The 22,483-nt window shown below is 66.5% G+C and carries 21 protein-coding genes; 7 read left to right on the top strand and 14 right to left on the bottom strand.

What is annotated here, in order from left to right; genetic code table 11:
• Positions 1-7: 7 nt before the first annotated feature.
• A complete protein-coding gene (locus ACSQ12_RS18285) occupies positions 8-553 on the bottom strand; it encodes a gluconokinase (protein WP_436066368.1) in 546 nt (181 codons plus the stop codon).
• A gap of 191 nt (positions 554-744) precedes the next feature.
• Between ACSQ12_RS18285 and ACSQ12_RS18280 the strand changes: the two genes are divergently transcribed.
• Positions 745-1,479, top strand: a complete 735-nt coding sequence (locus ACSQ12_RS18280) for a FadR/GntR family transcriptional regulator (RefSeq protein ID WP_436066367.1) — start codon at positions 745-747, stop codon at positions 1,477-1,479.
• Positions 1,480-1,516: 37 nt separating this feature from the next.
• On the opposite strand, the gene ACSQ12_RS18275 is transcribed toward ACSQ12_RS18280, so the two are convergent.
• From ACSQ12_RS18275 to ACSQ12_RS18245, 7 genes are all read right to left on the bottom strand, one after another.
• Positions 1,517-3,682, bottom strand: coding sequence for a transglycosylase domain-containing protein (locus tag ACSQ12_RS18275; protein WP_436066366.1), 2,166 nt, complete (start codon positions 3,680-3,682; stop codon positions 1,517-1,519).
• A 95-nt stretch (positions 3,683-3,777) separates the two neighbouring features.
• A complete protein-coding gene (locus ACSQ12_RS18270) occupies positions 3,778-4,611 on the bottom strand; it encodes an HpcH/HpaI aldolase family protein (protein ID WP_436066365.1) in 834 nt (277 codons plus the stop codon).
• On the bottom strand, positions 4,596-5,381 hold the full coding sequence (hpaH, locus tag ACSQ12_RS18265) for a 2-oxo-hept-4-ene-1,7-dioate hydratase (protein WP_436066364.1): 786 nt from the start codon (positions 5,379-5,381) through the stop codon (positions 4,596-4,598). Before hpaH ends, ACSQ12_RS18270 begins: the two co-directional genes overlap by 16 nt.
• Positions 5,382-5,383: 2 nt before the next feature.
• Positions 5,384-6,469: a 3,4-dihydroxyphenylacetate 2,3-dioxygenase gene (gene hpaD / locus ACSQ12_RS18260; protein WP_436066363.1), complete on the bottom strand. Its 1,086-nt coding sequence runs from the start codon at positions 6,467-6,469 to the stop codon at positions 5,384-5,386.
• 50 nt (positions 6,470-6,519) lie between these two features.
• Positions 6,520-8,031 (bottom strand): 5-carboxymethyl-2-hydroxymuconate semialdehyde dehydrogenase, encoded by a 1,512-nt coding sequence (gene hpaE / locus ACSQ12_RS18255; protein WP_436066362.1) that lies wholly within the window; start codon positions 8,029-8,031, stop codon positions 6,520-6,522.
• A 9-nt stretch (positions 8,032-8,040) separates the two neighbouring features.
• A complete protein-coding gene (locus ACSQ12_RS18250; RefSeq protein WP_436066361.1) occupies positions 8,041-8,724 on the bottom strand; it encodes a GntR family transcriptional regulator in 684 nt (227 codons plus the stop codon).
• The gene (locus ACSQ12_RS18245; protein WP_436066360.1) at positions 8,717-10,210 is read right to left on the bottom strand and encodes a fumarylacetoacetate hydrolase family protein; all 1,494 of its coding nucleotides are present in this window, start codon (positions 10,208-10,210) and stop codon (positions 8,717-8,719) included. Before ACSQ12_RS18245 ends, ACSQ12_RS18250 begins: the two co-directional genes overlap by 8 nt.
• A 221-nt stretch (positions 10,211-10,431) precedes the next feature.
• Between ACSQ12_RS18245 and ACSQ12_RS18240 the strand changes: the two genes are divergently transcribed.
• A complete protein-coding gene (locus tag ACSQ12_RS18240; protein WP_436066359.1) occupies positions 10,432-12,348 on the top strand; it encodes an FAD-binding monooxygenase in 1,917 nt (638 codons plus the stop codon).
• 23 nt (positions 12,349-12,371) lie between these two features.
• On the opposite strand, the gene ACSQ12_RS18235 is transcribed toward ACSQ12_RS18240, so the two are convergent.
• The 4 genes from ACSQ12_RS18235 to ACSQ12_RS18220 all read right to left on the bottom strand — a co-directional run bounded on the left by ACSQ12_RS18235 (position 12,372) and on the right by ACSQ12_RS18220 (position 14,829).
• Entirely contained in the window at positions 12,372-13,229 is an 858-nt protein-coding gene (locus ACSQ12_RS18235; protein WP_436066358.1) for a prephenate dehydratase, read from the bottom strand.
• A 124-nt stretch (positions 13,230-13,353) separates the two neighbouring features.
• On the bottom strand, positions 13,354-14,070 hold the full coding sequence (locus tag ACSQ12_RS18230) for a GntR family transcriptional regulator (protein WP_209742412.1): 717 nt from the start codon (positions 14,068-14,070) through the stop codon (positions 13,354-13,356).
• A 4-nt stretch (positions 14,071-14,074) separates the two neighbouring features.
• A complete protein-coding gene (locus ACSQ12_RS18225; RefSeq protein WP_436066357.1) occupies positions 14,075-14,602 on the bottom strand; it encodes a PTS sugar transporter subunit IIA in 528 nt (175 codons plus the stop codon).
• The gene (locus ACSQ12_RS18220; RefSeq protein ID WP_011693340.1) at positions 14,599-14,829 is read right to left on the bottom strand and encodes a glucose PTS transporter subunit EIIB; all 231 of its coding nucleotides are present in this window, start codon (positions 14,827-14,829) and stop codon (positions 14,599-14,601) included. The genes ACSQ12_RS18225 and ACSQ12_RS18220 overlap by 4 nt, the downstream gene beginning before the upstream one ends.
• Positions 14,830-15,015: 186 nt before the next feature.
• On the opposite strand from ACSQ12_RS18220, the gene ACSQ12_RS18215 reads away from it, so the two are divergent.
• Genes ACSQ12_RS18215 through nagB form a run of 3 tightly spaced genes read left to right on the top strand, consistent with a single transcriptional unit; the run spans position 15,016 to position 18,359 of the window.
• Positions 15,016-16,290 carry a PTS transporter subunit EIIC gene (locus tag ACSQ12_RS18215; protein ID WP_436066356.1) on the top strand — a complete coding sequence of 425 codons (1,275 nt, stop codon included), beginning with the start codon at positions 15,016-15,018 and terminating at the stop codon, positions 16,288-16,290.
• A complete protein-coding gene (locus ACSQ12_RS18210) occupies positions 16,280-17,569 on the top strand; it encodes an N-acetylglucosamine-6-phosphate deacetylase (protein ID WP_436066355.1) in 1,290 nt (429 codons plus the stop codon). The genes ACSQ12_RS18215 and ACSQ12_RS18210 overlap by 11 nt, the downstream gene beginning before the upstream one ends.
• Positions 17,550-18,359: a glucosamine-6-phosphate deaminase gene (gene nagB, locus ACSQ12_RS18205; protein WP_436066354.1), complete on the top strand. Its 810-nt coding sequence runs from the start codon at positions 17,550-17,552 to the stop codon at positions 18,357-18,359. Before ACSQ12_RS18210 ends, nagB begins: the two co-directional genes overlap by 20 nt.
• 67 nt (positions 18,360-18,426) lie before the next feature.
• Here the strand turns inward: nagB and ACSQ12_RS18200 are convergent, their stop codons facing one another.
• Positions 18,427-19,836: an aldehyde dehydrogenase family protein gene (locus ACSQ12_RS18200; RefSeq protein WP_436066353.1), complete on the bottom strand. Its 1,410-nt coding sequence runs from the start codon at positions 19,834-19,836 to the stop codon at positions 18,427-18,429.
• A gap of 157 nt (positions 19,837-19,993) precedes the next feature.
• Entirely contained in the window at positions 19,994-20,587 is a 594-nt protein-coding gene (locus tag ACSQ12_RS18195; RefSeq protein ID WP_011693335.1) for a TetR/AcrR family transcriptional regulator, read from the bottom strand.
• Between the two features lie 182 nt (positions 20,588-20,769).
• Here ACSQ12_RS18195 and ACSQ12_RS18190 point away from each other — a divergent pair, with 182 nt between their 5' ends.
• On the top strand, positions 20,770-21,114 hold the full coding sequence (locus ACSQ12_RS18190) for a cupin domain-containing protein (RefSeq protein WP_011693334.1): 345 nt from the start codon (positions 20,770-20,772) through the stop codon (positions 21,112-21,114).
• Positions 21,115-21,122: 8 nt separating this feature from the next.
• Positions 21,123-22,430: a flavin monoamine oxidase family protein gene (locus ACSQ12_RS18185; protein WP_436066352.1), complete on the top strand. Its 1,308-nt coding sequence runs from the start codon at positions 21,123-21,125 to the stop codon at positions 22,428-22,430.
• Positions 22,431-22,483: the final 53 nt, after the last annotated feature.

Raw genomic sequence — 22,483 nt, 5'->3', positions numbered from 1 at the left:
TGGGAGATCAGGAAGCGCAGGGGGCGTTGCCCGCCGGCAGGTGAAGGGCGGACTTGATGGCCTGGACCAGGTCCTCGGGGGTTCGGGTGATGTCCAGCCGAAGGCTTCCGGCGGCGAGCTCCTCCGGCGTCAGCGGCTCCAGCGTGGCCAGCTGGCTGGGCAGCAGCGTTACCGGCATGAAGTGGCCCTCGCGTCCGCGCATGCGCTCGCCGAGCAGGGCGGGATCACCGTCCAGGTGGATGAAGACCACGGTGCCTTCTGCCTCGGAGAGGAGCTGGCGGTAGCTGTGCTTGAGCGCGGAGCAGGTCAGGACGGTGCTTTTGCCTTCCGCGGCCTGGGCGGTCATCCAATCGCGGATGGACTGCAGCCAGGGCCAGCGGTCCTCATCCTGGAGCGGAGTGCCGGCGTTCATTTTGGCGATGTTGGATTCGGGGTGGAACTGGTCCGCCTCGGCCATGTCCCAGCCGAGGTCCTGGGAAAGGGCCCCGGCGATGGTGGACTTGCCGGCTCCGGCGACACCCATGACTACCAAATGCATGGCAGGAAACTTCATTGTTCTACCTCCGTAGAAGACATCGTTGGCTTCGGAATGAAGCTCAGGCCAGCAAGTGAGGCTGGATAGGAAAATAAGATAGCACCATTCATCGTGATTAGTAGCATCTTTTTGTAACACAGGTCATACCTTTGCCGATTTGTGGCCTAAACTGGAGGCCAGGCGCCACGGCGCAGAGGGAGGCTACAAGAATGTCGATGGCGACAGAGGATCACGCGGGCGCAACCGACGGTGACGCGGCGGTTCCCGCCCTGCACCTGCGGGTACTGGATGCCCTCGGCGAAGCCATCGTTTCGGGCGAGCTGGCCCCGGGCCACCGGCTGACCCTGGACGACCTTCAGCAGCAATACAACATTTCCCGCACCTTGGCCCGGGACACCATGCGCGTCCTGGAGTCGATGAACCTGGTCTACTCCCGCCGGCGCGTGGGCATTGTGGTGCAGGATCCTGAACTCTGGAACGTCTTTGATCCCAAGCTGGTGCGGTGGCGGCTCGCATCCACCCGCCGGGCCGAGCAGTACAGCAGCCTCACGGAACTCCGGATCGCCGTCGAACCCATTGCCGCGGCGGGTGCTGCGCGCCGTGCCGGCGCAGCCGAACGCCGTCAGCTCACGGCGTTGGCTGCAGAACTGCGGCGGCTTGGCGAAGCAGGCGAGCTGGAAGCATTCCTCAAAGCCGACATCGCCTTCCACAGCCTGCTCCTGCACAGCAGCGGGAACGAAATGTTCAAGGCACTGGACGGCATGGTGGCCGAAGTCCTGTCCAGCCGGACCAAACAAGGATTGATGCCCTTCAAGCCGCGTCCTGAGGCGCTGGCGGCACACGAGGCCGTGGCGGCGGCGGTTGCCGGGGGCGATGCCGGCACGGCGGAGGCCGCCATGCACCACATCCTCGATGAGGTCCGCACCGCGATGGGGCTGCCGTAGCGCTGGTGTGACGCCGGCTTAGCGGGAGCGTTCCGGCTCAGCGGGAGGGCGCCGGCGTCGGGTTGCTCATGGACGGCGGTGGCGGCGGGAAGGGATTGGCCGGATACAGCCCGGCCACCTGCATCATGTAGTTGGCCCACTGCGGACCGGCGAGCATGTAGCCGTCCACGGACTTGTAGAAATTGCCGTTGATGGTGACGTTCTGGCCCGCCCGTTGCTGGCCTTCCAGGGTGTCTCCAAAGAAGGACGCCGTGGCCAGGCCCGAGGTGTAGCCCGCCACCCAGGTGGCGCCGTTGTTGTTCGACGTTCCCGTCTTGGCCGCCACCGGCACCTTGCTCTGGACCTTCGGGTTGATGTAGACGCCGGATCCCATCTTCAGCACGTCCTGGAGCACGGCGTTGACGCCGCGGGCCACGTCTGGCTTGACGGCGTTGCGGCACTGGGAGGACTCAGACGGCAGGTGGCGCTGCGCCGTGTCAGTCACATCCGCTATGGCGATGGGCGCGCAGTAACGGCCGTCATTGGCGAACGTGGCAAAGGCGTTGGCCAGATGCAGCGGAGCCACACCGATGGCGCCCAGCAGGTTGCCGAGCTGGTGCATGTTGATCTGGGCGCCGTCCAGCCCGCTGTGGAGGCCCACGGTATCCACCATCTTCTGGATCCCGCAGAAGTCCAGCTGCGAGGCTTCGGCGAAAGTTGCCGTGTTAATGGAGTTGTACAGGCCGTAGTTGACCGGCATGGGCCGGTAGTAGCCGGGGTCGTTGTTCTGGAGATCGTCGGCCGCGCCCTCGGCCCGCTGGGCCGTGTTGTAGGCGCCCAGCACCTTCCCACAGCTGGACCGCCACGGGAAGCCGAGAGGATATGTCCGACGGGACGCATCGATCACCGCGTTCAGGGCTTTGCCCTCGTTCAGCCATTCCGCGAAGGTAAACGGCTTCATGGTGGATCCGGGCTGGAACCCGCCGGCCCCGTTGAGGTCGTTGCCGTTGGCGTCCTTGGAATCGACGTTGAAGTTCAGTTGGGTATCAAATTTCCCTTCTGCCGAAAGGAAGACCGTGTTCTGCGCCATGGCCAGGATCCTGCCGGACCCGGGCTGGATGGTCACCAGGGCGGCGCCCCATTTGTCCGGATTCGCTCCTGCGGTGGCGTCCACCTGGGCCTGGGCGGCGGCCTGCAGCCGGCTGTCCAGCGTGGTGACAATGGTCAGGCCGCCGCGGTACAGCAGCCTCTCGCGGTCGTTGATGTCCGCTCCGTAGGCCGGATTGTTGAGGATCAGGTGGGACACGTAGTCGCAGAAGTACGGTGCGATCACGGCTGCGGCGCAGCCCTGCCGGCCCGGGGTGATCTTCAGCTCCACGCCGGTGGCCGCGGCGGCGTCGTGCTCGGCCTGGGTGATTTTCTTCTGCTCCAGCATGTTGCCCAGGACCTGGTTGCGGCGTTGCAGCGAGTTCTCCGGATGCACGGCGGGGTCGTAAAAGCTGGGGCTGTTCACCAGCCCGGCCAGCAGCGCCGCCTGCGGCAAGGTGAGGTCCTTGGCGGAAGCGCTGAAGAAGTGGCGGGCGGCGGACTCGATTCCGTAGGCGTCCCGGTTGAAGAACACGATGTTCAGGTAGCCTTCGAGGATTTGGTCCTTGGTGTATTTCTTCTCCAGTTCGATGGCGAGCTTCATCTCACGAATCTTGTCGCCAACGCTCTTCTGACCGCTGAGGACGACCTGCTCGCCTTGATCTGCGGAAAGATGCGACTCATTGATGATGTTGGTGACGTACTGCTGGGTCAGCGTGGATGCGCCCTGACGGCCGCCTTGGGTGACGTTGAACGTCAGCGCCCGGAGGATGCCCTGCGGGTCAACGCCGCCATGTTCGTAGAAGCGGCTGTCCTCGATCGCGACGATCGCGTCCTTGATGAACGGCGACATCTGGTCGAGGGTGACCCGCACGCGGTTCTCCGCGTAGAAGGAAGCGATCGGCTGGCCGTCCGCGGTCACCATTTTGGTGGCCTGCGACGGAGGATCGACCGTGAGGTCACCCGGCAGGCTGTTGAAGAACGTGATCGAATTGCTGACCGTCACCCCTGCCGCCGCGACGCTGGGTGCCACCAGGCTGGCGGCCAGGACCCCGCAGACGGCGCTCACGGCAACAAATCCGATCAGCCTTCCCAAGGCTGCGGCCAGACGGGAACCCCATCGCTTCTTCGGTGCCATTTTTCCAGCTATCACGCGTGCCAGTGCTTCAAGGCTACGCCGGGCCGCCGCCCGCCGGACAGAGTCCTACTGCCCTACCGCCGCAAGGGGGCCGCTCAATAGCTGGCCGGGGTTTGGGGCGGCTTAACCACCGGCTCCGGAGGGATGAATTCGGCAGCGAGTGCCTCGGAGCCGCGGGCCAGGATGGCGACGTCGGCGCCCACCAGCACAAAGGAGGCGCCGGCCGCGATGTAGTTGCGGGCGGTGGCGGGGTTGAAGGCGTTCACGCCGGCCGGTTTGCCGGCCGTCTTGGCGGCAGTAATGCAGTGTTCGACGGCGGCGCGCACCTCGGGGTGTTCCTGCTGTCCCAGCAGGCCCATGGAAGCGGCGAGGTCGGAGGGCCCCAGGAAGATGGCGTCCACACCGTCGACCGCCAGGATGTTTTCCACGGCCGCGACGGCGGCTTCGGATTCGATCTGGACGGTGACGCTGACGGTTTCGCTGGCGCGGGCGAGGTAGTCCGGGATACGGTTCCAGCGCGAGGCGCGGGCCAGGGCTGAGCCGACGCCGCGGACGCCGTGCGGCGGGTAGCGGGTGGCGGCCACCGCGGCTTCGGCCTCGGCGGCGGAGTTCACCATGGGGACCAGCAGGTTCTGGACGCCGAGGTCCAGGTACTGCTTGATCAGCACGGTGTCGTTGACCGGCGGCCGGACCATCGCCTGGACGGGGTAGCCGCGGACGGCCTGCAGTTGGGCGAGGACGGATTCGAGCCCGTTGGGGCTGTGCTCGGCGTCGATCAGCAGCCAGTCCAGTCCGGATCCCGCGCAGAGTTCGGCGATCAGGGGGCTGCCGGAGCAGACCCACATGCCCGTCAGCGGACGGCCTGCTTTACCGTTGTGATTGGCCAGGGCGTCGCGGAACGTGGCGTCCGGTTCTACTCGAAGCGGCATGTGACACTCCCCAGGGGTCCGTAGTCGGCGTGGACGGTGTCGCCCTTGTATACCCAGAGCGGGCGGGTGAAGGAGCCGGCCAGGATGATGTCCCCGGCCTTCATGCCGTCACCGTGGGCGGCGATCTTGTTGGCCAGCCAGTGCACCCCGTTGGCGGGGTGATCCAGCACGCCGGCGGCGACGCCCGTTTCTTCAACGGTCTGGTTCTTGTAGAGGATGGCCGAGACCCAGCGGAGGTCCACGGCGTCGGGCTTCACCGGACGGCCGCCCACCACCATGGCGCCCATCGCGGCGTTGTCCGCGATGGTGTCCACGATGGTCCGGCCCTCCATTTCGATCCGGGAGTCCAGGATCTCGAGGGCCGGAACCACGTAGTCGGTGGCGTTCAGGACGTCGAAGATGGTGCAGCCGGGGCCTTTGAGCCCGTCTTTCAGGACGAACGCCAGCTCCACCTCCACCCGCGGATGCGTGTACCGGTCCCACTGCACCGAGCAGCCGGTTTCGAGGACCATGTCATCGAAAATGGCGCCGTAATCCGGTTCGGTGATGCCGGTGGCGGCCTGCATCGCCTTGGAGGTGAGGCCGATCTTGCGGCCCACGAGTTTCCGGCCGGCGTCCTCGTTGCGGTTCCGCCAGAGCTGCTGGACGGCGTAGGAGTCCTCCACCGTCATCTCCGGGTAGCGGGACGTCAGCCGCGGCACCGGCTTCCGGTTCCGGCCGGCTTCCAGCAGCTCGTCCGCGATGGCTTCGATCGTCTTGGCATCCAGCATGGCTACAGCTGCGCTCCAAGCTTGAAGCCGGTCCGGTCACCCTCGGGGGAACCGTCCTTGCGGGTGTAGGAGAAGCCGTCGGCACCCACGGTGACGGCCATTTCACTCTTATCCTGGCGCTGGATGACGGGCTGGGGGTTGCCGTCGAGGTCCAGGACCAGGGAGGCCTCGGTGTACCAGGAGGGGACTACCGGGTTGCCCCACCAGTCGCGGCGCTGGTTGTCGTGGACGTCCCAGGTGATGGTGGGGTTGTCCGGATCGCCGGTGTAGTAGTCCTGGGTGTAGATCTCGATGCGGTGGCCGTCCGGGTCCAGGATGTAGAGGTAGAAGGCGTTGGAGACGCCGTGCCTGCCGGGGCCGCGTTCGATCCGGTCGCTGATGCGCAGGGCGCCCATCTTGTCGCAGATCTGGATGATGTTGTGCTTCTCGTGGGTGGCGAAAGCGACGTGGTGCATGCGCGGGCCGTTGCCGCCGGTCAGCGCGGTGTCGTGGACGGTCTGCTTGCGGTGCATCCACACGGCGTAGGAGACGCCGTCGGAGTCCTGGATGTCCTCGGAGACGCGGAAGCCGAGGTCCTCGAGGTACTTGCGGCCGCGGGGAACGTCCGGGGTGACCTGGTTGAAGTGGTCCAGCCGGACCAGTTCGCCGGCGGAGTAGAGGTCGTAGCGCTGGGTGAGGCGCTCCACGTGCTCCACGTCGTAGAAGAATTCGTACGGGAAGCCCAGCGGGTCCTCCACCCGCACGGAGTCGCCGATGCCCTTGGTGAAGCCTTCCTTGCGGCGCTCCACCCGGCAGCCGAGTTCCTTGTAGTACGCCTCGGCGGCGTCCACCTCGGCGGGGGACTTCACCCGGTAGGCGAACGCTGCGACGGCGGCGATGGGTCCCTTGCGGAGCACCAGGTTGTGGTGGATGAACTCCTCGAGGGATCGCAGGTAGATGTTGTTCTCGTCCTCCTCGGTGACGTGCAGGCCGAGGAGGTCAACGTAGAACTCGCGGGATTTGGCGAGGTCGGTGACGACGATCTCCATGTACGCGCAGCGGACGATGTCAGGGGCGGGAACGGAGGGCTTGGGGATGACGTTGCTCATGGTGTTCTCTCTTCGTTGAAAGGGGACCGGGTGGTCTTGGTGGGCCGGGCCTAGGCGCCGAATTTGGGGGTGTGGACAGTGCCGAGGGTGATGTGTACGGCCTGCTGGTCGGTGTAGAAATCGATGGAGCGGTAGCCGCCCTCGTGGCCCAGGCCGGAGGCCTTGACGCCGCCGAACGGGGTGCGGAGGTCGCGGACGTTGTGGCTGTTCAGCCACACCATGCCGGCCTCGACGTTCTGCGAGAAGTTGTGCGCGCGGGTGAGGTTCTGCGTCCAGATGTAGGCCGCCAGGCCGTACTTGGTGTTGTTCGCCAGGGCGAGGGCTTCGTCGTCGTTCTCGAACGGGGTGATGGCGACGACGGGGCCGAAGATTTCCTCCTGGAAGATCCGTGCGTCCGGGGCGACGTCGGCGAACACGGTGGGTGCGATGTAGTTGCCTTCCGGGAGGCCTTCGGGACGGCCGCCGCCAGCGAGGAGCCGGCCTTCGGACTTGCCGATCTCCACGTAGGAGGCCACCTTGGCGAAGTGCTCCGGGTGGACCAGGGCGCCCACCTGGGTCCTGGGGTCGTGGGGATCGCCCACCACGATGTTCTTGGCGCGGGCGGCGTACTTTTGGCAGAACTCGTCGTAGATGGCCCGTTCAACCAGGATGCGGGAGCCGGCGGTGCAGCGCTCGCCGTTGAGGGAGAAGACGCCGAACAGGGCGGAATCGATCGCGGCGTCGAGGTCGGCGTCGGCGAACACGACGCAGGGGGACTTGCCGCCGAGCTCCATGGAGAGGCCCTTGAGGTTGGCCGCGGCGTTCCGGAAGATGGTCTGGCCGGTGGTGGTCTCGCCGGTGAAGGAAATCAGGGGCACGTCCGGGTGCTTGACCAGGGCGTCGCCGGCTTCTTCGCCGAGGCCGTTGACCAGGTTGAACACACCGTCGGGAAGTCCTGCATCCTTGAAGATCGTGGCCCACAGCGATGCTGACAGCGGAGTGAATTCGGCCGGCTTGAGGACCACGGTGTTGCCGGTGGCCAGTGCCGGGGCGAGCTTCCAGGACTCCAGCATGAACGGGGTGTTCCACGGGGTGATGAGGCCGGCGACGCCGATCGGCTTGCGGTTCACGTAGTTGATCTGCGAGCCCGGGACTTTCATGGCGTCGTCGAACTGGGCAACGATCAGGTCCGCGAAGAAACGGAAATTCTCCGCCGCGCGGAGGGCCTGGCCTTTGGCCTGGGTGATGGGGAGGCCGGTGTCGAAGGTCTCGAGTTCGGCGAGGCGCTCCTCCTGGGCTTCGACGGCGTCCGCGATCTTGTTCAGGATGCGGGCGCGTTCGCGCGGCTTCATCTTCGGCCACGGGCCGTTGACGAAGGCTTCGCGGGCTGCGGCGACGGCCAGGTCAATGTCCTCTTTCTGGCCGGCGGCGGCGGTGGCGTAGTTGGTGTTGGAAACCGGGTCCAGGACGTCGAAGGTCTTACCGCCCACGGAGTCAACGAATTCACCGTTGATGTAGTGCTGGATGTGGGTGGGAAGGTCCTGCGGGACGTAGTGGGTGGTTTCTGCGGCAGTGAACGTCATTGTTTTTCCTTACTGCTTTGCGGTCTGTTGTTCAGTGGAGGTGGCTTGCGCCAGGTAGGCGTCCAGGGTGGCGCTGCGGTGCTGTCGGGCCGCCTTTTCGATGTCGTCGGCCGTGGCGCCGGTTTCAATGAGCCGGAGCAGGGCCTCGTGTTCGTCCACCGAGTCACGGGCGCGGCCCGGGACGAAGCGGAACGTGGAGGACCGCAGCGACGCGAGCCGGTTCCAGCCCCGGTGGACAAGGTCCAGGATGTGCGGGTTGGGGCAGTGCTCGAACAGGACGCTGTGGAAGTCCTGGTTGAGCCGGGTGAAGCGGACGGGGTCGAAGTGCTCCAGGCAATCGCGCATTTCCTCGTTCACTGCCCGGGCCCGGGCCACGTCCGCCGCACCGATGAGCGGAGCCGAGAGAGCCGTGGCGGCACCTTCGACGATACTCAGGGTCTGCATCGTGTAGAGGTACTCCGTGGGGTCGATGCCGGACACGGTGGCGCCGACGTTCCGCTCGAACGTGACCAGCCCTTCGGCCTCGAGGCGGCGGATGGCTTCGCGGACGGGCACCACACTGACGCCCAGGTCCTCGGCGATTTTCGCCAGCACCAGCCGGTAGCCGGGGGAGTAGGTGCCATCCACGATCCGGGCCTTGACGGCGGCGTACGCCTGCTCGGACTTGCTGCCGGCCATCACTGTTTCAGTCATGTGCGGGGCCTTCCCATTCTTCATACCTGGCCCGCCATTCGGAGTTCAACGGGTAGAGGCCGTCCACGCTGTGGCCCTGCTGCACCATCTCGGCAATGAAGGTTTCCTCGCGTTCCTGGGCGATGGAATCGTCCGCGAGCTCCTCGGCCAGTGCCGGCGGTATCACCAGGATGCCGTCCGCGTCCGCCACGATGATGTCCCCGGGCTGCACGGTGGTGCCGCCGCAGGCGATCGTGATGTCGGTGTCCCACGGGATGTGCCGGCGCCCCAGCACGGCCGGGTGCGGGTTGGAATAGTAGGTGGGCATGTCCATGGCGGCCACCGCGGAGAAGTCACGGACACCGCCGTCGGTGATGACGGCGGCGGCGCCGCGGACCTGGGCGCGGAGGGCCAGGATGTCGCCGATCGTGCCGGTGCCCTTTTCGCCGCGGGCTTCCATCACCAGGATTTCGCCCTCGTTGACCGAGTCGATGGCCTTCTTCTGGGCGTTGAAGCCGCCGCCGTGGGTCTTGAAGAGGTCCTCGCGGTTGGGCACGTAGCGCAGGGTCCGGGCCAGGCCCACGATCCGCTTGTCAGGGCGGGTGGAGGTGAGGCCGTCGATGCTGACGTTGTTCAGGCCGCGTTTGCGCAGCTGGGAGGACAGGGTGGCAGTGCAGACGCTTTCCAGCTTGGCCTTCAGTTCCGGCGGGAGGACGGGCCCGACGGCGGCAAGCCCGGCCGCTTCCCGCGAACCGTACGCTTCCTCCCGCTGGAGGTCATCGGTCCTGGGCCGGGCGCCGAAGTCCGCGAACGGCGTCGTGCCTTCCTCCACCCGGGTGGCCAGGCGGCCGGTGGACAGGCCACCGCCGGCGGCGCCCGCCGTCGTACTGGTGCTGACTTCAACCTCGACGACGTCGCCCGGCCTGGCGACGGAGGCGCCGGCCGGCGTGCCGGTCAGGATGATGTCGCCCTCTTCGAGGGTGAGGAGCTGGGACAGATCCGCGATAAGCCGGGCGAACGGGAAGAGGAGGTCCCCGGTGGTGTCGTCCTGGACAAGTTCGCCGTTGTGCCAGGTGCGGATGCGGAGTTCTGCGGGGTTGACGGTGTCCGCTGCGATCAGTCCCGGGCCGACCGGCGTGAAACCGTCCCCGCCCTTGGACCGGAGGTTGGAGCCCTTGTCCGCGTAGCGGAGGTCGTAGACACCGAGGTCGTTGCTGGCCGTGACCCACTCGACGTGGCTCCAGGCGTCCTCGACGCCCACACGGCGGGCCGGCTTGCCGATGATCAGGGCGATCTCGCCTTCGTAGCCGAGGAGTTCACATCCGGCCGGGCGTTCCACCGTTGAAGGGGCTTCCGCCGACCCTGTCGCCAGGGACGAGGACGGCTTCAGGAAGTAGGAGGGCTGCTCCGGAGTGCGGCCGCGCTGGGCTGCCCGGCTGGGGTAGTTGATATGCACCGCGATGACTTTGCGGGCCGCGGCCAGGATGCGGTCGGTGACCTGTTCCAAGAGTTACTCCTCATCGAGTACGAAATCGTATACGATAACTATTACCCAGGGAGCGTGGAACGTCAACCCTTTGTTTTCAGGGAGTTCTCCGGGCTGCTTGTAACGCAGGTCATATCTGCGTACAGTTTTGAAAGAGCACAGATTTCTATTATCGAACACTTAGTTCGGATATCGAATACAGAAGACGGCGATCCGCCGCCCACAATGAAGTGAGGACCCCCGTGCAATTCCACCACCACGGTTACGTATCCGGTGACCCGCGAGTCCGGCCGGCAGCAGGCGTAGGCATCAATCGGCCCACTGAGCTTCCTGATGAGGTGGACGTCCTGATTGTCGGCACAGGCCCCGCCGGCATGCTGGCCGCCGCCCAGCTGTCCCAGTTCCCGGGCATCACCACGCGCATCGTAGAACGCCGCGCCGGCAGGCTGCCCATCGGCCAGGCGGACGGCATCCAGGCGAGGAGCGTCGAGACCTTCCAGGCCTTCGGCTTCGCCGAACGGATCATCGCCGAGGCCTACCGGATCACCGAAATGGCGTTCTGGAAGCCGGACCCGGCCGACCACTCGCGCATCATCCGGGGAGCCCGCGCGGTGGACGACGCGATGGGGATCAGTGAGTTCCCGCACCTCATCGTCAACCAGGCCCGCGTCCTGGACTACTTCGCCGAATTCATGGCGAATTCGCCCACGCGCATGGCCCCGGATTACGGCTTTGAATTCCGGAGCCTGGAAGTCACCGGCGAGGGGGAGTATCCGGTCACCGTGACCCTGCTTCACACTGCAGGTCCCCGGGAAGGCCAGGAAAAGGTTGTCCGGGCCAAATATGTCATCGGCGCAGACGGCGCGCGCAGCAAGGTGCGCGATGCGATCGGCTGCACCCTCGCCGGCGACGCCGCCAACCATGCGTGGGGCGTTATGGACGTCCTCGCCGTGACGGACTTTCCGGACATCCGCACCAAGTGCGCAATCCAGTCCGGATCGGGCGGGAGCATTCTGCACATCCCACGCGAAGGCGGGTACCTGTTCCGCATGTATGTTGACCTCGGCGAGGTGGACCCCAACGACAAAGGTGCCGTGCGCAACACCTCCATCGAGGAGATCATCCGCAAGGCGAACGAGATCCTCCACCCGTACACGCTCGACGTCCGCGACGTGGCCTGGCACAGCGTGTACGAGGTGGGCCACCGGCTCACCGACCGGTTCGACGACGTCCTCCCGGACCAGCGGGGCACCCGGACGCCCCGGGTGTTCATCACCGGCGATGCCTGCCACACGCACAGCGCCAAGGCCGGGCAGGGCATGAACGTTTCCATGCAGGACGGGTTCAACCTGGCGTGGAAGCTCGGCCACGTCCTCGAGGGCCGCAGCCCGGAAAGCCTGTTGACCACCTACTCGGACGAACGGCAGGTCATCGCCAAGAACCTCATCGACTTCGACAAAGAGTGGTCCACGATGATGGCGAAGAAGCCTGAAGAGTTCGAGAGCCCCTCCGAGCTTGAGGACTTCTACGTAAGCACTGCCGAGTTCCCGGCCGGCTTCATGACCCAGTACACCCCGTCGATGCTCACCGGCAGTGCCGAACACCAGGAGCTGGCCGCCGGCTTCCCCGTCGGCAAGCGCTTCAAGTCAGCGCCCGTCGTGCGGGTCTGCGATACCAACCCCATGCAGCTCGGTCACCACGCCACGGCGGACGGACGGTGGCGCATCTATGTCTTCGCCGACGCGGCAGCGCCGGCAACGGGACAGCAGGGTGTCCCCTCAGCGGTGGCCGACTTCGCCGAGTGGATTGCGAAGGCGCCGGACTCGCCGCTGGCCGCCACGCCGTCGGGCGCCGACCTCGACGCATGGTTCGACGTGAAGGTGATCTACCAGCAGCCCCACACGGACGTTGATATCAACGCGGTCCCGGCGGTGTTCAAGCCGCAGGTTGGCCCGTTCCAGCTGACGGACTACGAGAAGGTGTACGCCACCGATCCGAAGGCTGACATCTTCGAGCTGCGCGGCCTGGACCGCGGCGGCGTGATCGTGGTGGTGCGCCCGGACCAGTACGTGGCCAACGTCCTGCCCCTGGCGGCGACGGCGGAACTCGGCGCGTTCTTCGCACCCCTCCTGGCGACCGGACGGGCCGCGGCAGTCTAGCCCCGGACCTCAGGAGACGGACCTCAGCAGGCGACTGCCTGCCCGGTCCGGTATTCGGCGGCGGCATAGACGCCCAGGATGCGCACTTCCGTGGTGAAGAAGTCCAGTTCCTCGAGGGCCAGCCGGAGCGGCAGGTCTTCGGGGTGGCCTTCGACGTCGGCCATGAACATGGTGGCGGCAAACTCGTTGCCCACCATGTAGCTTTCCAGCCGGGTCATGTTCACGCCGTTCGTGGCAAAACCGCCGAGGGCCTTGAAGAGCGCGGAGGGGACGTTGCGGACCCGGAACAGGAAGCTGGTCACGGCCGGGCCCGGCAACGCCTCCCGGGAGGGCAGTTCCTTTTCCGGCGCCAGGACCACGAACCGGGTGGTGTTGGAGGGGTCATCCTCGACGCGCGATGCGAGCACCTCCAGCCCGTAGATCTTGGCCGCGAGCGGGGGAGCGAGGGACAGCTTGGCAGGATCGTTCCATTCGCTCACCTCCCGGGCGGAGCCTGCAGTGTCCCCGGCAATAACAGGCTTCAGGCCGGCGCTCCGGATGAGGCGCCGGCACTGGCCCAGGGCGTGGATGTGGCTGTGGACCTCGGTGGCGCCTTCGATGGTGCTGCCGGGGATGCCGAGCAGGTCGAAATGGATGGGCAGGAAGAACTCGCCCACGATCTGGAGGCGGGACTGGGGGAGCAGGACGTGGATGTCCGCCACCCGGCCCGCTATCGAGTTCTCGATCGGAATCATGGCCAGGTCGGCTTCACCGCCGGATACCAGCTCGAAGGCGTCCTCGAAGCTGGCGCACGGGATGCTTTCCAGCTCCGGGAACATCTGGGCGCACGCAATATTGGAATTAGCGCCGGGTTCACCTTGGTACGCAATTTTCTGGGTCACGAACCGTATGGTTTCACGCCCTGGCGGCTCCCACCCAACTGGATCGCATTTAACGTCGCCATTCGCGCGTTTCACGACATTAACTGCCAGCCAGTTGGGTGGGACGGGAACACTCGTGCCTCCGTCAGAGCGCCAGCCGCATCGACACCTGGTACCGGTCTGAGCGGTACGTCGAGATGGAGTACTCGATGGGCGTGCCCGGGTCCTCCTGGCCGGTGAACGAGCGGCGCCTGAAGAGGAGGACGGGGGCCCCGGGCTCGATGTCCAGCAGGGCCGCGGTGTCCTCCGATGCGGCGGCAGCCTCGACGGTCTGTTCCACATGCTGCACCGGATGTCCGGAGGCAGCGAGGACCCGGTAGAGCGATCCTGTCAGGTCCTCGGAGAGCAGGTCCGGCAGGAGCGGGGGCGGCAGCCAGGATTCGTCCACGCTGACGGGTGCCCCGTTTGCGAGGCGCAGCCTTCGGACCTGATAGGCCGCCTGTCCCGTGGGCAGCCCCAGGTGCTCGGCCGCCGCAGCGGGCGGCTCCGCCGTCGCGGCAGTGATGACCCGGGTGCTGGGTTCGAAGCCGGCAGCCCGCATGTCCTCATTGAAGGAGGCCAGATGGAGGGTGGAACGAACCAGGCCGTGCGAGACGAAGGTCCCCTTGCCCTTGATCCGGACCAGCGCCCCGTCCTGGACGAGGTCCGAGATCGCCCGCCGCACCGTAATACGTGAAACCCCGAACTGTTCCTCCAGCTGGCGTTCCCCCAGCAGCGCGTCCCCCGGCCGAAGCCTGGTGGCCACGAGATCCTGGAGCTGCCTGCGCACCCAGACGTGTTTGAGTTCCCCCGCCGTATCCATAGCTCTATTGTCCGGGCAGGTTGAACAGGTGTCCGCCCGCTTCGACGCGGCCGCCGGAGGCCGGCAGTTCAACGGCATCCGGTTTGCTGTCCAGGACCACCACGGGGCTGCACATGCTGAGGTTTTTCGAGCGGACAAACGTGACGTCGACGCTGATCATGGGGTCTCCGGCCCGGACCTGGTCCCCCTTCTGCGCCAGCACGCTGAAGCCTTCGCCCTTCAGGCCCACCGTATCGATGCCGACGTGGACCAGCACTGCCGGTCCTGACGCGTGCTGGACGATGTAAGCGTGCGGCATGACCTTGATGACCCGGCCGTCCAGGGGCGCGACGGCGGTAAGCACACCGGCGTCGTCGTCCGGGATGACCGCGGCGCCTCCGCCGACGAGCCCCTTGGCGAACACGGGGTCCGGCACTTCGCTCAGCGGGATGAGCCGGCCGGGCAGGGGCGAGGCCACGCTGATGGCCCCGAAAGGCGCCGTCTCCACATCTGCCGTGCCGGCACCTGCGGTGCCCACCTCAGGCGTGTTCACATCAGGTCCTGGATGTCTTCTGCCAGGCTCTCCGCCTCGGGGCCAACTACCACCTGAACCACCGAGCCCGCCATCATAACGCCGTGGGCGCCCGCCGCCTTGAGGGCGGCCTCGTCCACCTTCCCGGCGTCCACCACTTCGGTGCGCAGGCGGGTGATGCACCCTTCGATCTCTTCGACGTTGTCGGCGCCGCCCAGGGCGGCGAGGATGATTTCTGCTTTGGACATGTCCACTCCTGTTGGTTGTTTTCGCGGTGAGTCCGGCCGGTCCTGAAGCTTTTTTCCTGCCTGAGGTTGACAACTAAGCCCGGTGCACTTCACAGTGATGATTGTCACTGGTTATAACCAGTTAGCAAAACTCTACTGAATCCCGCATCCCCGCACAAGCACCCCTTTTTCGAAACGAGGAACCTCATGTCCACGGAAAACCCGTCCGCTTCAGCCGGGGCCGGCCCGCTGGCCGCACCGGCCCCGGGCAAGGCCAAGGGCAGCGGTAAAGCATTGCAGAACATGCAGCGCTTCGGCCGCAGCCTCATGCTCCCCATCGCCGCCCTTCCCGCAGCCGCGCTCCTCCTGCGCCTGGGCCAGGACGACCTGCTGGGCAGGTTCGAATCCCTGACCACCGTTGCGCAGGTGATCGGCGCGGCCGGCGGGGCCCTGTTCGAGAACCTCCCGCTGCTCTTCGCCGTCGGCATTTCCTTTGGCTTCGCCAAGAAGGGCGACGGTTCCACGGCGCTGGCCGCCGTCGTCGGCTTCCTGGTCCTGACCAACGTTTTCAAAGTCATGGCACCCCTGGTGCTGGGCGCCGCCCCGGAGGGCGGCAAGGATCCCGTCATCAACTACGGCGTGCTGGCCGGCATCGTGATAGGCCTGACTACGGCCTGGCTGTGGCAGAAGTTCCACCGGACCACCCTGCCGGACTGGCTCGGGTTCTTCGCCGGCCGGCGCCTGGTGCCCATCCTGACCTTGTTCGCGGCCATCGTGATCGGCGTGGTCATGGCGCTCCTCTACCCCTTCTTCAACACGGGCCTGACCGCCGTGGGCAACGCCGTCGCGGACAACACGGTGGTGGGCAGCGGCGTCTACGGCACACTCAACCGGCTGCTCATCCCGCTGGGCCTGCACCACATCCTGAACTCGATCGTTTGGTTCATCATCGGCGACTACAACGGCGCACACGGCGACCTCAACCGCTTCTTCGCCGGAGACCCCTCCGCCGGTGTGTTCATGACCGGGTTCTTCCCCATCATGATGTTCGCCCTGCCGGCGGCCGCCCTCGCCATCTGGCACGAAGCCAAGCCGTCCCAGAAGAAGATCGTCGGCGGCGTCATGCTCTCCACCGGCCTTACCGCCTTCCTCACCGGCATCACCGAACCGCTGGAATTCTCCTTCATGTTCGTGGCCTGGCCGCTCTACCTCGTCCACGCCGTCCTGACCGGAACCTCCATGATGCTGGTCAACTTCCTGGGCATCCACCACGGGTTCGGGTTCTCCGCCGGGGCCATCGACTACCTGCTCAACTTCGGCATCGCGCAGAATCCGCTCTGGCTGGTTCCCATCGGGCTGGGCTACGCGGCGGTGTACTACGTGGTGTTCCGCTTCGTGATCCGGCGCTGGAACCTGCGCACCATGGGGCGCGAAGACGAAACCGATGAGAACGGTTCGATGGCCAAAGCCGATGCGAGCTGAACCCGGCCTGCCGGGGCTGACTCAACCCGGAACGGGAGACGACGACGGCGGCGTGCTGGGGCTGCGGGGCCGCCTGGTCACCGGCCGCCCCGGGGATGGGGTGATCGACGACGGCACGGTGGTGATCGCCGGGGGACGCATCGTGTGGTGCGGCCCGACGGCGGAGCTGCCCGCCGGCGTCGACGTCGAAACAACACAGGTTCCGCTCATCCTGCCCGGACTCGTGGACGTGCACTGCCACGGCGCAGTGGGGCACACCTTCTCCGCGGATGCGGACGGCGCCCGCCTGGCGGCAGGTTTTCACGCCGGTCAGGGCACGACGTCGGTGCTCGCCTCGCTCGTTTCGGCGCCTTCCGGTGTGCTGCTTGAGGAGATCGCTGTGTTGCGGGAGCTGGTGCAGGACGGCACGCTGGCCGGCCTGCACCTGGAGGGGCCGTTCATCGCCAGGAGCATGTGCGGAGCGCAGGACCCGGCGGCCATCATCGACGGTGACCCGGCGCTCCTGCGGCAGTGGCTCGAGGCGGGGCGGGGAACGGTGCGTTCGCTGACCCTTGCCCCGGAAACGCCGCACTTTGCCGAGCTGGTGGCCCTGTGCCGGGAGTACCAGGTGGTCCCGTCCCTTGGCCACACCGGCGCCACTGCGGCACGGACACGGGACGCCCTCGGGGGAGGGGCGGGTGCCGGTCCCTGGTCCGCCACCCACCTCTTCAACCGGATGCCGGCGCTGGGCCACCGGGCGCCGGGGCCCATTCCGGTCCTGCTGCAGGAAGCCCGGGAGTCACCGGACCGGATGGTCGTGGAGCTAGTAGCCGACGGTGTGCACCTGGACCCGGAGATTGTCCGCATGGTCTTCAATCTGGTGGGACCGGGCTCGATAGCACTGATTACGGATGCCATGGCGGCGGCCGGAATGTCCGATGGCCACTACACGCTGGGCAGCCTGGATGTGCTGGTCCGGGACCGGGTGGCCCGGCTGGTTCCCGCGGCGGATGATGCCCGTCCCGGGGCGATTGCCGGGGCCACCAGCCTGCTTCTGGAAAACGTCCGCCGCTGCGTCGGGTGGGGCGTGCCGCTGGCCGACGCCGTCACCGCGGCCTCGGTCACTCCTGCCCGCCTGATGGGCCTGGACCAGCCGGGCCCCGCGCAGGTCGGATCCATCATCACCGGGTACCGCGCCGACGTGCTGGTGACCACCGAAGAACTCGAACTGCTGCAGGCCTACCGGGCCGGCGCACCGCTAACGGAGGAAAGGAAAACGAGTGCAGATCATTCTGTGTGAGTCCGCGGAACACGTAGGGGGCAGGGCCGCCGACATCATCGACGCTCGGGTCCGGCAGGGCCCGGCCGTCCTGGGGCTGGCGACGGGAGGTTCGCCGAAATCCACGTACCAGGAACTCATCCGGCGGCACCGCGAGGAACAACTGAGCTTCAGCCGGGTCACCGCGTTCACCCTGGACGAATACGCCGGGCTGCCGCCGGAGCACGAACAGAGCTACCACTCCACCATCCGGCGGGAATTCACCGACCATGTGGACCTGCCGCCAGAGCAGCTCATTACCCCGCAGGGGAATGCACCGGACCTTATCGCCGAAGCCGAGCGCTACGACGCCGCCATCTCGGCCGCCGGCGGGGTGGACATCCAGATCCTCGGCATCGGAGCCAACGGCCACATCGGGTTCAACGAGCCCACCTCGGCGCTGGTCTCCCGCACCAGGGTGAAGACGCTGGCCGGTGCCACCCGTGCCGACAACGCCCGGTTCTTCCCGGATGGAGACGTTCCCCGGCTGTGCCTGACCCAGGGGCTGGGGACCATCCGCGAAGCCAGACTGGCGGTGCTGGTGGCCATGGGGGAGAACAAGGCCGGCGCGGTCCAGGCCATGGTGGAAGGGCCGGTCAGCGCACACTGCCCCGCCTCGGTGCTGCAAATGCACCGCCGGGCCGTGGTCATCCTGGACCCGGCGGCCGCGTCCCGGCTGAGCCTGCTGGACTACTACCGCGAGGCCCAGGAGTTCAACGACCAGCTGGGCCAGACGCCCACCAGGCCCTGGCTGCGACAGCCGGCAGTCTAGGAGTTTTTGTCCAGATAGCGGGCGCAAAACGGGGCTGAAGTCCCTCTAAGTGGACAAAAACTCCTTCCTAGCCGTTGATCACCTGCGGAACGCCTAGGGCTTTGAGGCCTTCGACGCCGAATTCCAGGCCGTAGCCGGACTGCTTGGCACCGCCGAAGGGGATGCGGGGGTCCACGGCGCCGTGCTTGTTGATCCAGACGGTGCCGGCCTCAAGCCGGGCAGCCACGTCCCGCGCGGCTGCGGGGTCGGAGGACCAGACCGAGGCGCCCAGCCCGACGTCGAGCGCGTTCGCCATGGTGACCGCCTCATCCACGGTGCCGTAGCGGATGATCGGCAGGGCCGGGCCGAACTGCTCTTCGGCTACCAGCGGGTTGCTGTTGTCGATGTCCGCCACGAGGGTGGCGGGGTAGAAGTGGCCGGCCTGGTCCGTGTCCGGGTTGCCGCCCAGCAGCACGCGGGCCCCGGAGTCGCGGGCGGCGTCGACGAGGCGGGTCACGATGTCGTACTGCTGCCGGTTCTGCAGCGGCCCCAGGACGTTGTTCTCATCCAGGCCGTTGCCCATGGGCATCGCCGCGGCCACCTTGGTGAGCTCCTCGCACACGGCTTCATACAGCGAATCGTGGACGTAGAGGCGCTTGAGGGCCGCGCAGGTCTGGCCGGTGTTGATGAAGGCGCCCCAGAACAGGCCTTCCGCGATGGCCTTGGGATCGGCGTCGGGCAGCACGATCCCGGCGTCGTTCCCGCCGAGCTCAAGGGTGAGGCGCTTCACGGTGTCCGCGGAGGACCTGATGATCGCCTTGCCGGTGGCGGTGGAGCCGGTGAACATGACCTTGCCGATCGCCGGGTGTCCGGCCAGCCGGGCGCCGACGTCGCGGCCGCCGGAAACGACTGTGAGGAGGCCTTCGGGGAGTTCCTCGTTGAGGACCCTGGCCAGCGCCAGGACGGACAGCGGGGTGTATTCGGAGGGCTTGACCACCACGGCGTTGCCCATGCGCAGGGCGGGGGCGATCTGCCAGACGGTGATCATCATGGGCCAGTTCCACGGCCCGATCGCGCCCACGACGCCGATGGGCCGGTAGTGCAGCTCGGCGCGGGTTTCGCCGTCGTCCACCACGGTTTCCGGTTCCAGCGGCGTGCCGGCGGCGACCCGCAGCCACGCGGCGCAGGCGCCCACCTCGAAGCGGGCGTTGGGGCCGTTCAGCGGTTTGCCCTGCTCCCGGGAGAGCAGCCGGGCGAGTTCTTCGGCGGAACGTTCGACGGCGTCGGCTGCCTTCATGAGGGCGGCGCTCCGGGCGTCGTGGCCCAGGGCGGCCCACGCGGGTTGAGCGGCTGCCGCGGCAGCAATGGCCGCCTCGAGGTCCTCAACGGTGTGCACGGGTGCTTCGCCTACGGGTTCCCCCGTGGCGGGGTCCAGGATGGTCCGGGTTTCGCCGGTGTCCGGGGTGATCGAGGCCAGCAGGGCATCGTAGGTTTCCATGGGGTACTCCACTTCGTAGGTCAGAGAACGCGGCCGGAACGGCCCAACAGCGCTGCCTTAAGCGTGCTCCGGGAGGCGCCGCGGGGTCTTGTGTATCCGCGTACGGCACTTGACCGGTGGCGAACAGTACGGGCGGCCCTGAACCACAGGGCTGGCTTCAGGGCTGTGTGCCGGAGCCCGTCCTGAGCAGGAGTACCTCGTGGACTTCCTCGAGGGATGCCGCGATCGCTGAGCGATCGACACCTGCCAGATACTGGAGGACAAGGCCATCGAGGGCAGCAAACAGCGTGCGGGCCACAACCTGAACGTTGTGGGTCACGCCGGAGGCACTCAGCCCCGCGGCCAGGGCCCCGACATAGTTTTCGTAGAGGGCGGTGACCGCTTCCGAAAGCTCGGGGCGCCGCCGCGCCTCCAGGATCATCTCGTACTGAAATACCTGTAGTTCGGGGTCGGCCAGCAGCAGCCCCAGCAACGTCTCCGTGAACGAGTGGCCCAGCGTGGCCGCCTCGCGCAACTTGGACGCGCTGATGGACTGCTCGGTGGCCCAGTCCAGGGCCGCGGCGATGAGCGCGTCCCGGGAACCGAAATGGTGGGCCACCAGCGTGTTGTTGACGCCGGCAGCTTCTGCCACCGACCGGTACGTCAGCCCGCGCAATCCCTTTGCTGCCACCACAGTCACGGCGGCGCGGAGCAAGGCCTCCTTGCCCGTGCCGTATTTTGACGGCGGGGCGGCGGCAGGGGAGGAATTCATAATCCGAGTCTAGCCAGCGACGAAGAGCCGCTAAAACGCTATTGACTTAAACTAAGCAAATGCTTAGATTGATCCCAGGTGGTGATGCGGCTCACTATTTAGGCTTGCTGGAACACCACCCCAACCCAACCCGACCCGCGCCCGGCCGAGCCGCCGGCGCCGTCATTCCCCTTGGAGTCAACATGCCAGAGCCCATTGCTTTCACCACTTCGTCCGCCCTTAATCCAGAGAAGATAGAACCCTTCGAACTCGGGCAGGTTCAGTGGGTGCGCCGCTTCGGGGAGGGAGACCGTCCCTCCCTTGCTTGCGGTTACTGGCATGTAACGCCCGCCGAGGCGCCGGAGCCTTTCGACCTGGTGATGGAGGCGGACGAGACGATCTCGATCGTCGACGGGCACCTGCGCATCGAAGTGGAGGGCGGGGACGCCTACGATCTCACTGCCGGAGGTGCAGCCTCCTTCAACAAGGGTGCGCGTACCCGGTGGGCTGTCCTTGCGCCCACCGTCGAATTCTTTGTGTACTCGTAGGGCGCGCCATGGGAAACGAAGTGTATGACGCAGTGGTGGTCGGCGCAGGCTTTGCCGGTCTGACCGCGGCCCGCGAGCTCAGCAGGCAGGGACTGGCCGTCCATATCGTCGAGGCCAGGGACCGGATAGGCGGCCGGACCTGGCTGGACCACCGCTTGGGCCGGGACCTTGAAATCGGCGGGACCTGGGTGCACTGGACGCAGCCGCACGTCTGGGCCGAACTGACACGCTACGGGCTCGAGACCACGCCAAGTCCCGAACCGGAACGCGCCTTCTGGTGGGCGGACGGGTGCCGTCACGAAGGCAGGCCGGATGAGTTGCTGGGGCTCATCGGCCAGTTAAACGAGGAGTTCGTCCGCGACTCCCGCAAGTATTTTCCGGAGCCCTTCAGGCCCATGGCCCGCGACGATTTCAAGTCGATCGACCACGTGTCAGTCCAAGCGAGGATCCGTGAACAATTCCCCGCAGGCGCGCCGCGGGACATTCTTGAATCCTTCTGGGCCCTCAACTTCAATGGTCCACTGGACAAAGCCGCGTTGACTCAGGCTTTTCGCTGGGTGGCACTAACCAACGGCGACTGGGCGGTGAACTTCGAGGCGTGTGCCACGTACAAGATCGTTGGTGGCACAGCCGCACTGGCAGCTTCGATGCTCGCGGACTCGGGGGCCGGCATCCAATACGGCTTTAAGGTTGAAGCCGTCGCTGAGGACGCGGATGTCGTGGAAATCCGCAGTGCGGACGGTCGGACGGTCCGTGCCCGGACTGCGATTGTCACCGTTCCGCTTCATGCCCTGAATGCAGTTGACTTCGAGCCGCCCCTGCCGGCGGCCAAGGCCGAAGCTGCCAGCCTTGGGCAGGTCTCCAAGGGGGCCAAGGTCTGGTTCCGGCTTCGCGGCGAACATGCACCGTTCGTGGCCCTGGGAGGCGCCGATTGGCCACTGAATTTCTTCCAGGTGGAATACGCGCTCGACGGCGACACGATCGCCGTCGGGTTCGGTCCTGACGCCGCAAAGATCGAGGTGGAGGATCCGGTCGCCGTCCAAGCACAGCTCGCGCGCCTGGTGCCGGGAGCCGAGGTGGTCGCGGTGGCCAGCCACAACTGGGTGGACGATCCGTTGTCCGGTGAAACCTGGCCCATGCACCGCACCGGCTTTCTGTCGACGCACCTACCCGCCATGCAGGCCGCGCACGGCCTGGTTCTCTTTGCTGGTTCCGATATTGCCAACGGCTGGTGCGGATTCATCGACGGCGCCATTGAGAGCGGCATGGGGGCCGCCCTTGACGCAGCGTCCCTGCTGGCAGGCGGGCGGCCCTGAACCACATTGCGCTCACGAACAACAACTGATCGCTGCAAGACAAGCCGGGCCCG

This window comes from Arthrobacter sp. LjRoot14, assembly GCF_964253905.1.
Classification (GTDB): Bacteria; Actinomycetota; Actinomycetes; order Actinomycetales; family Micrococcaceae; genus Arthrobacter.
Note: the sequence above shows the minus strand (reverse complement) of the source record. Positions and strands in the feature narration are given on the sequence as shown.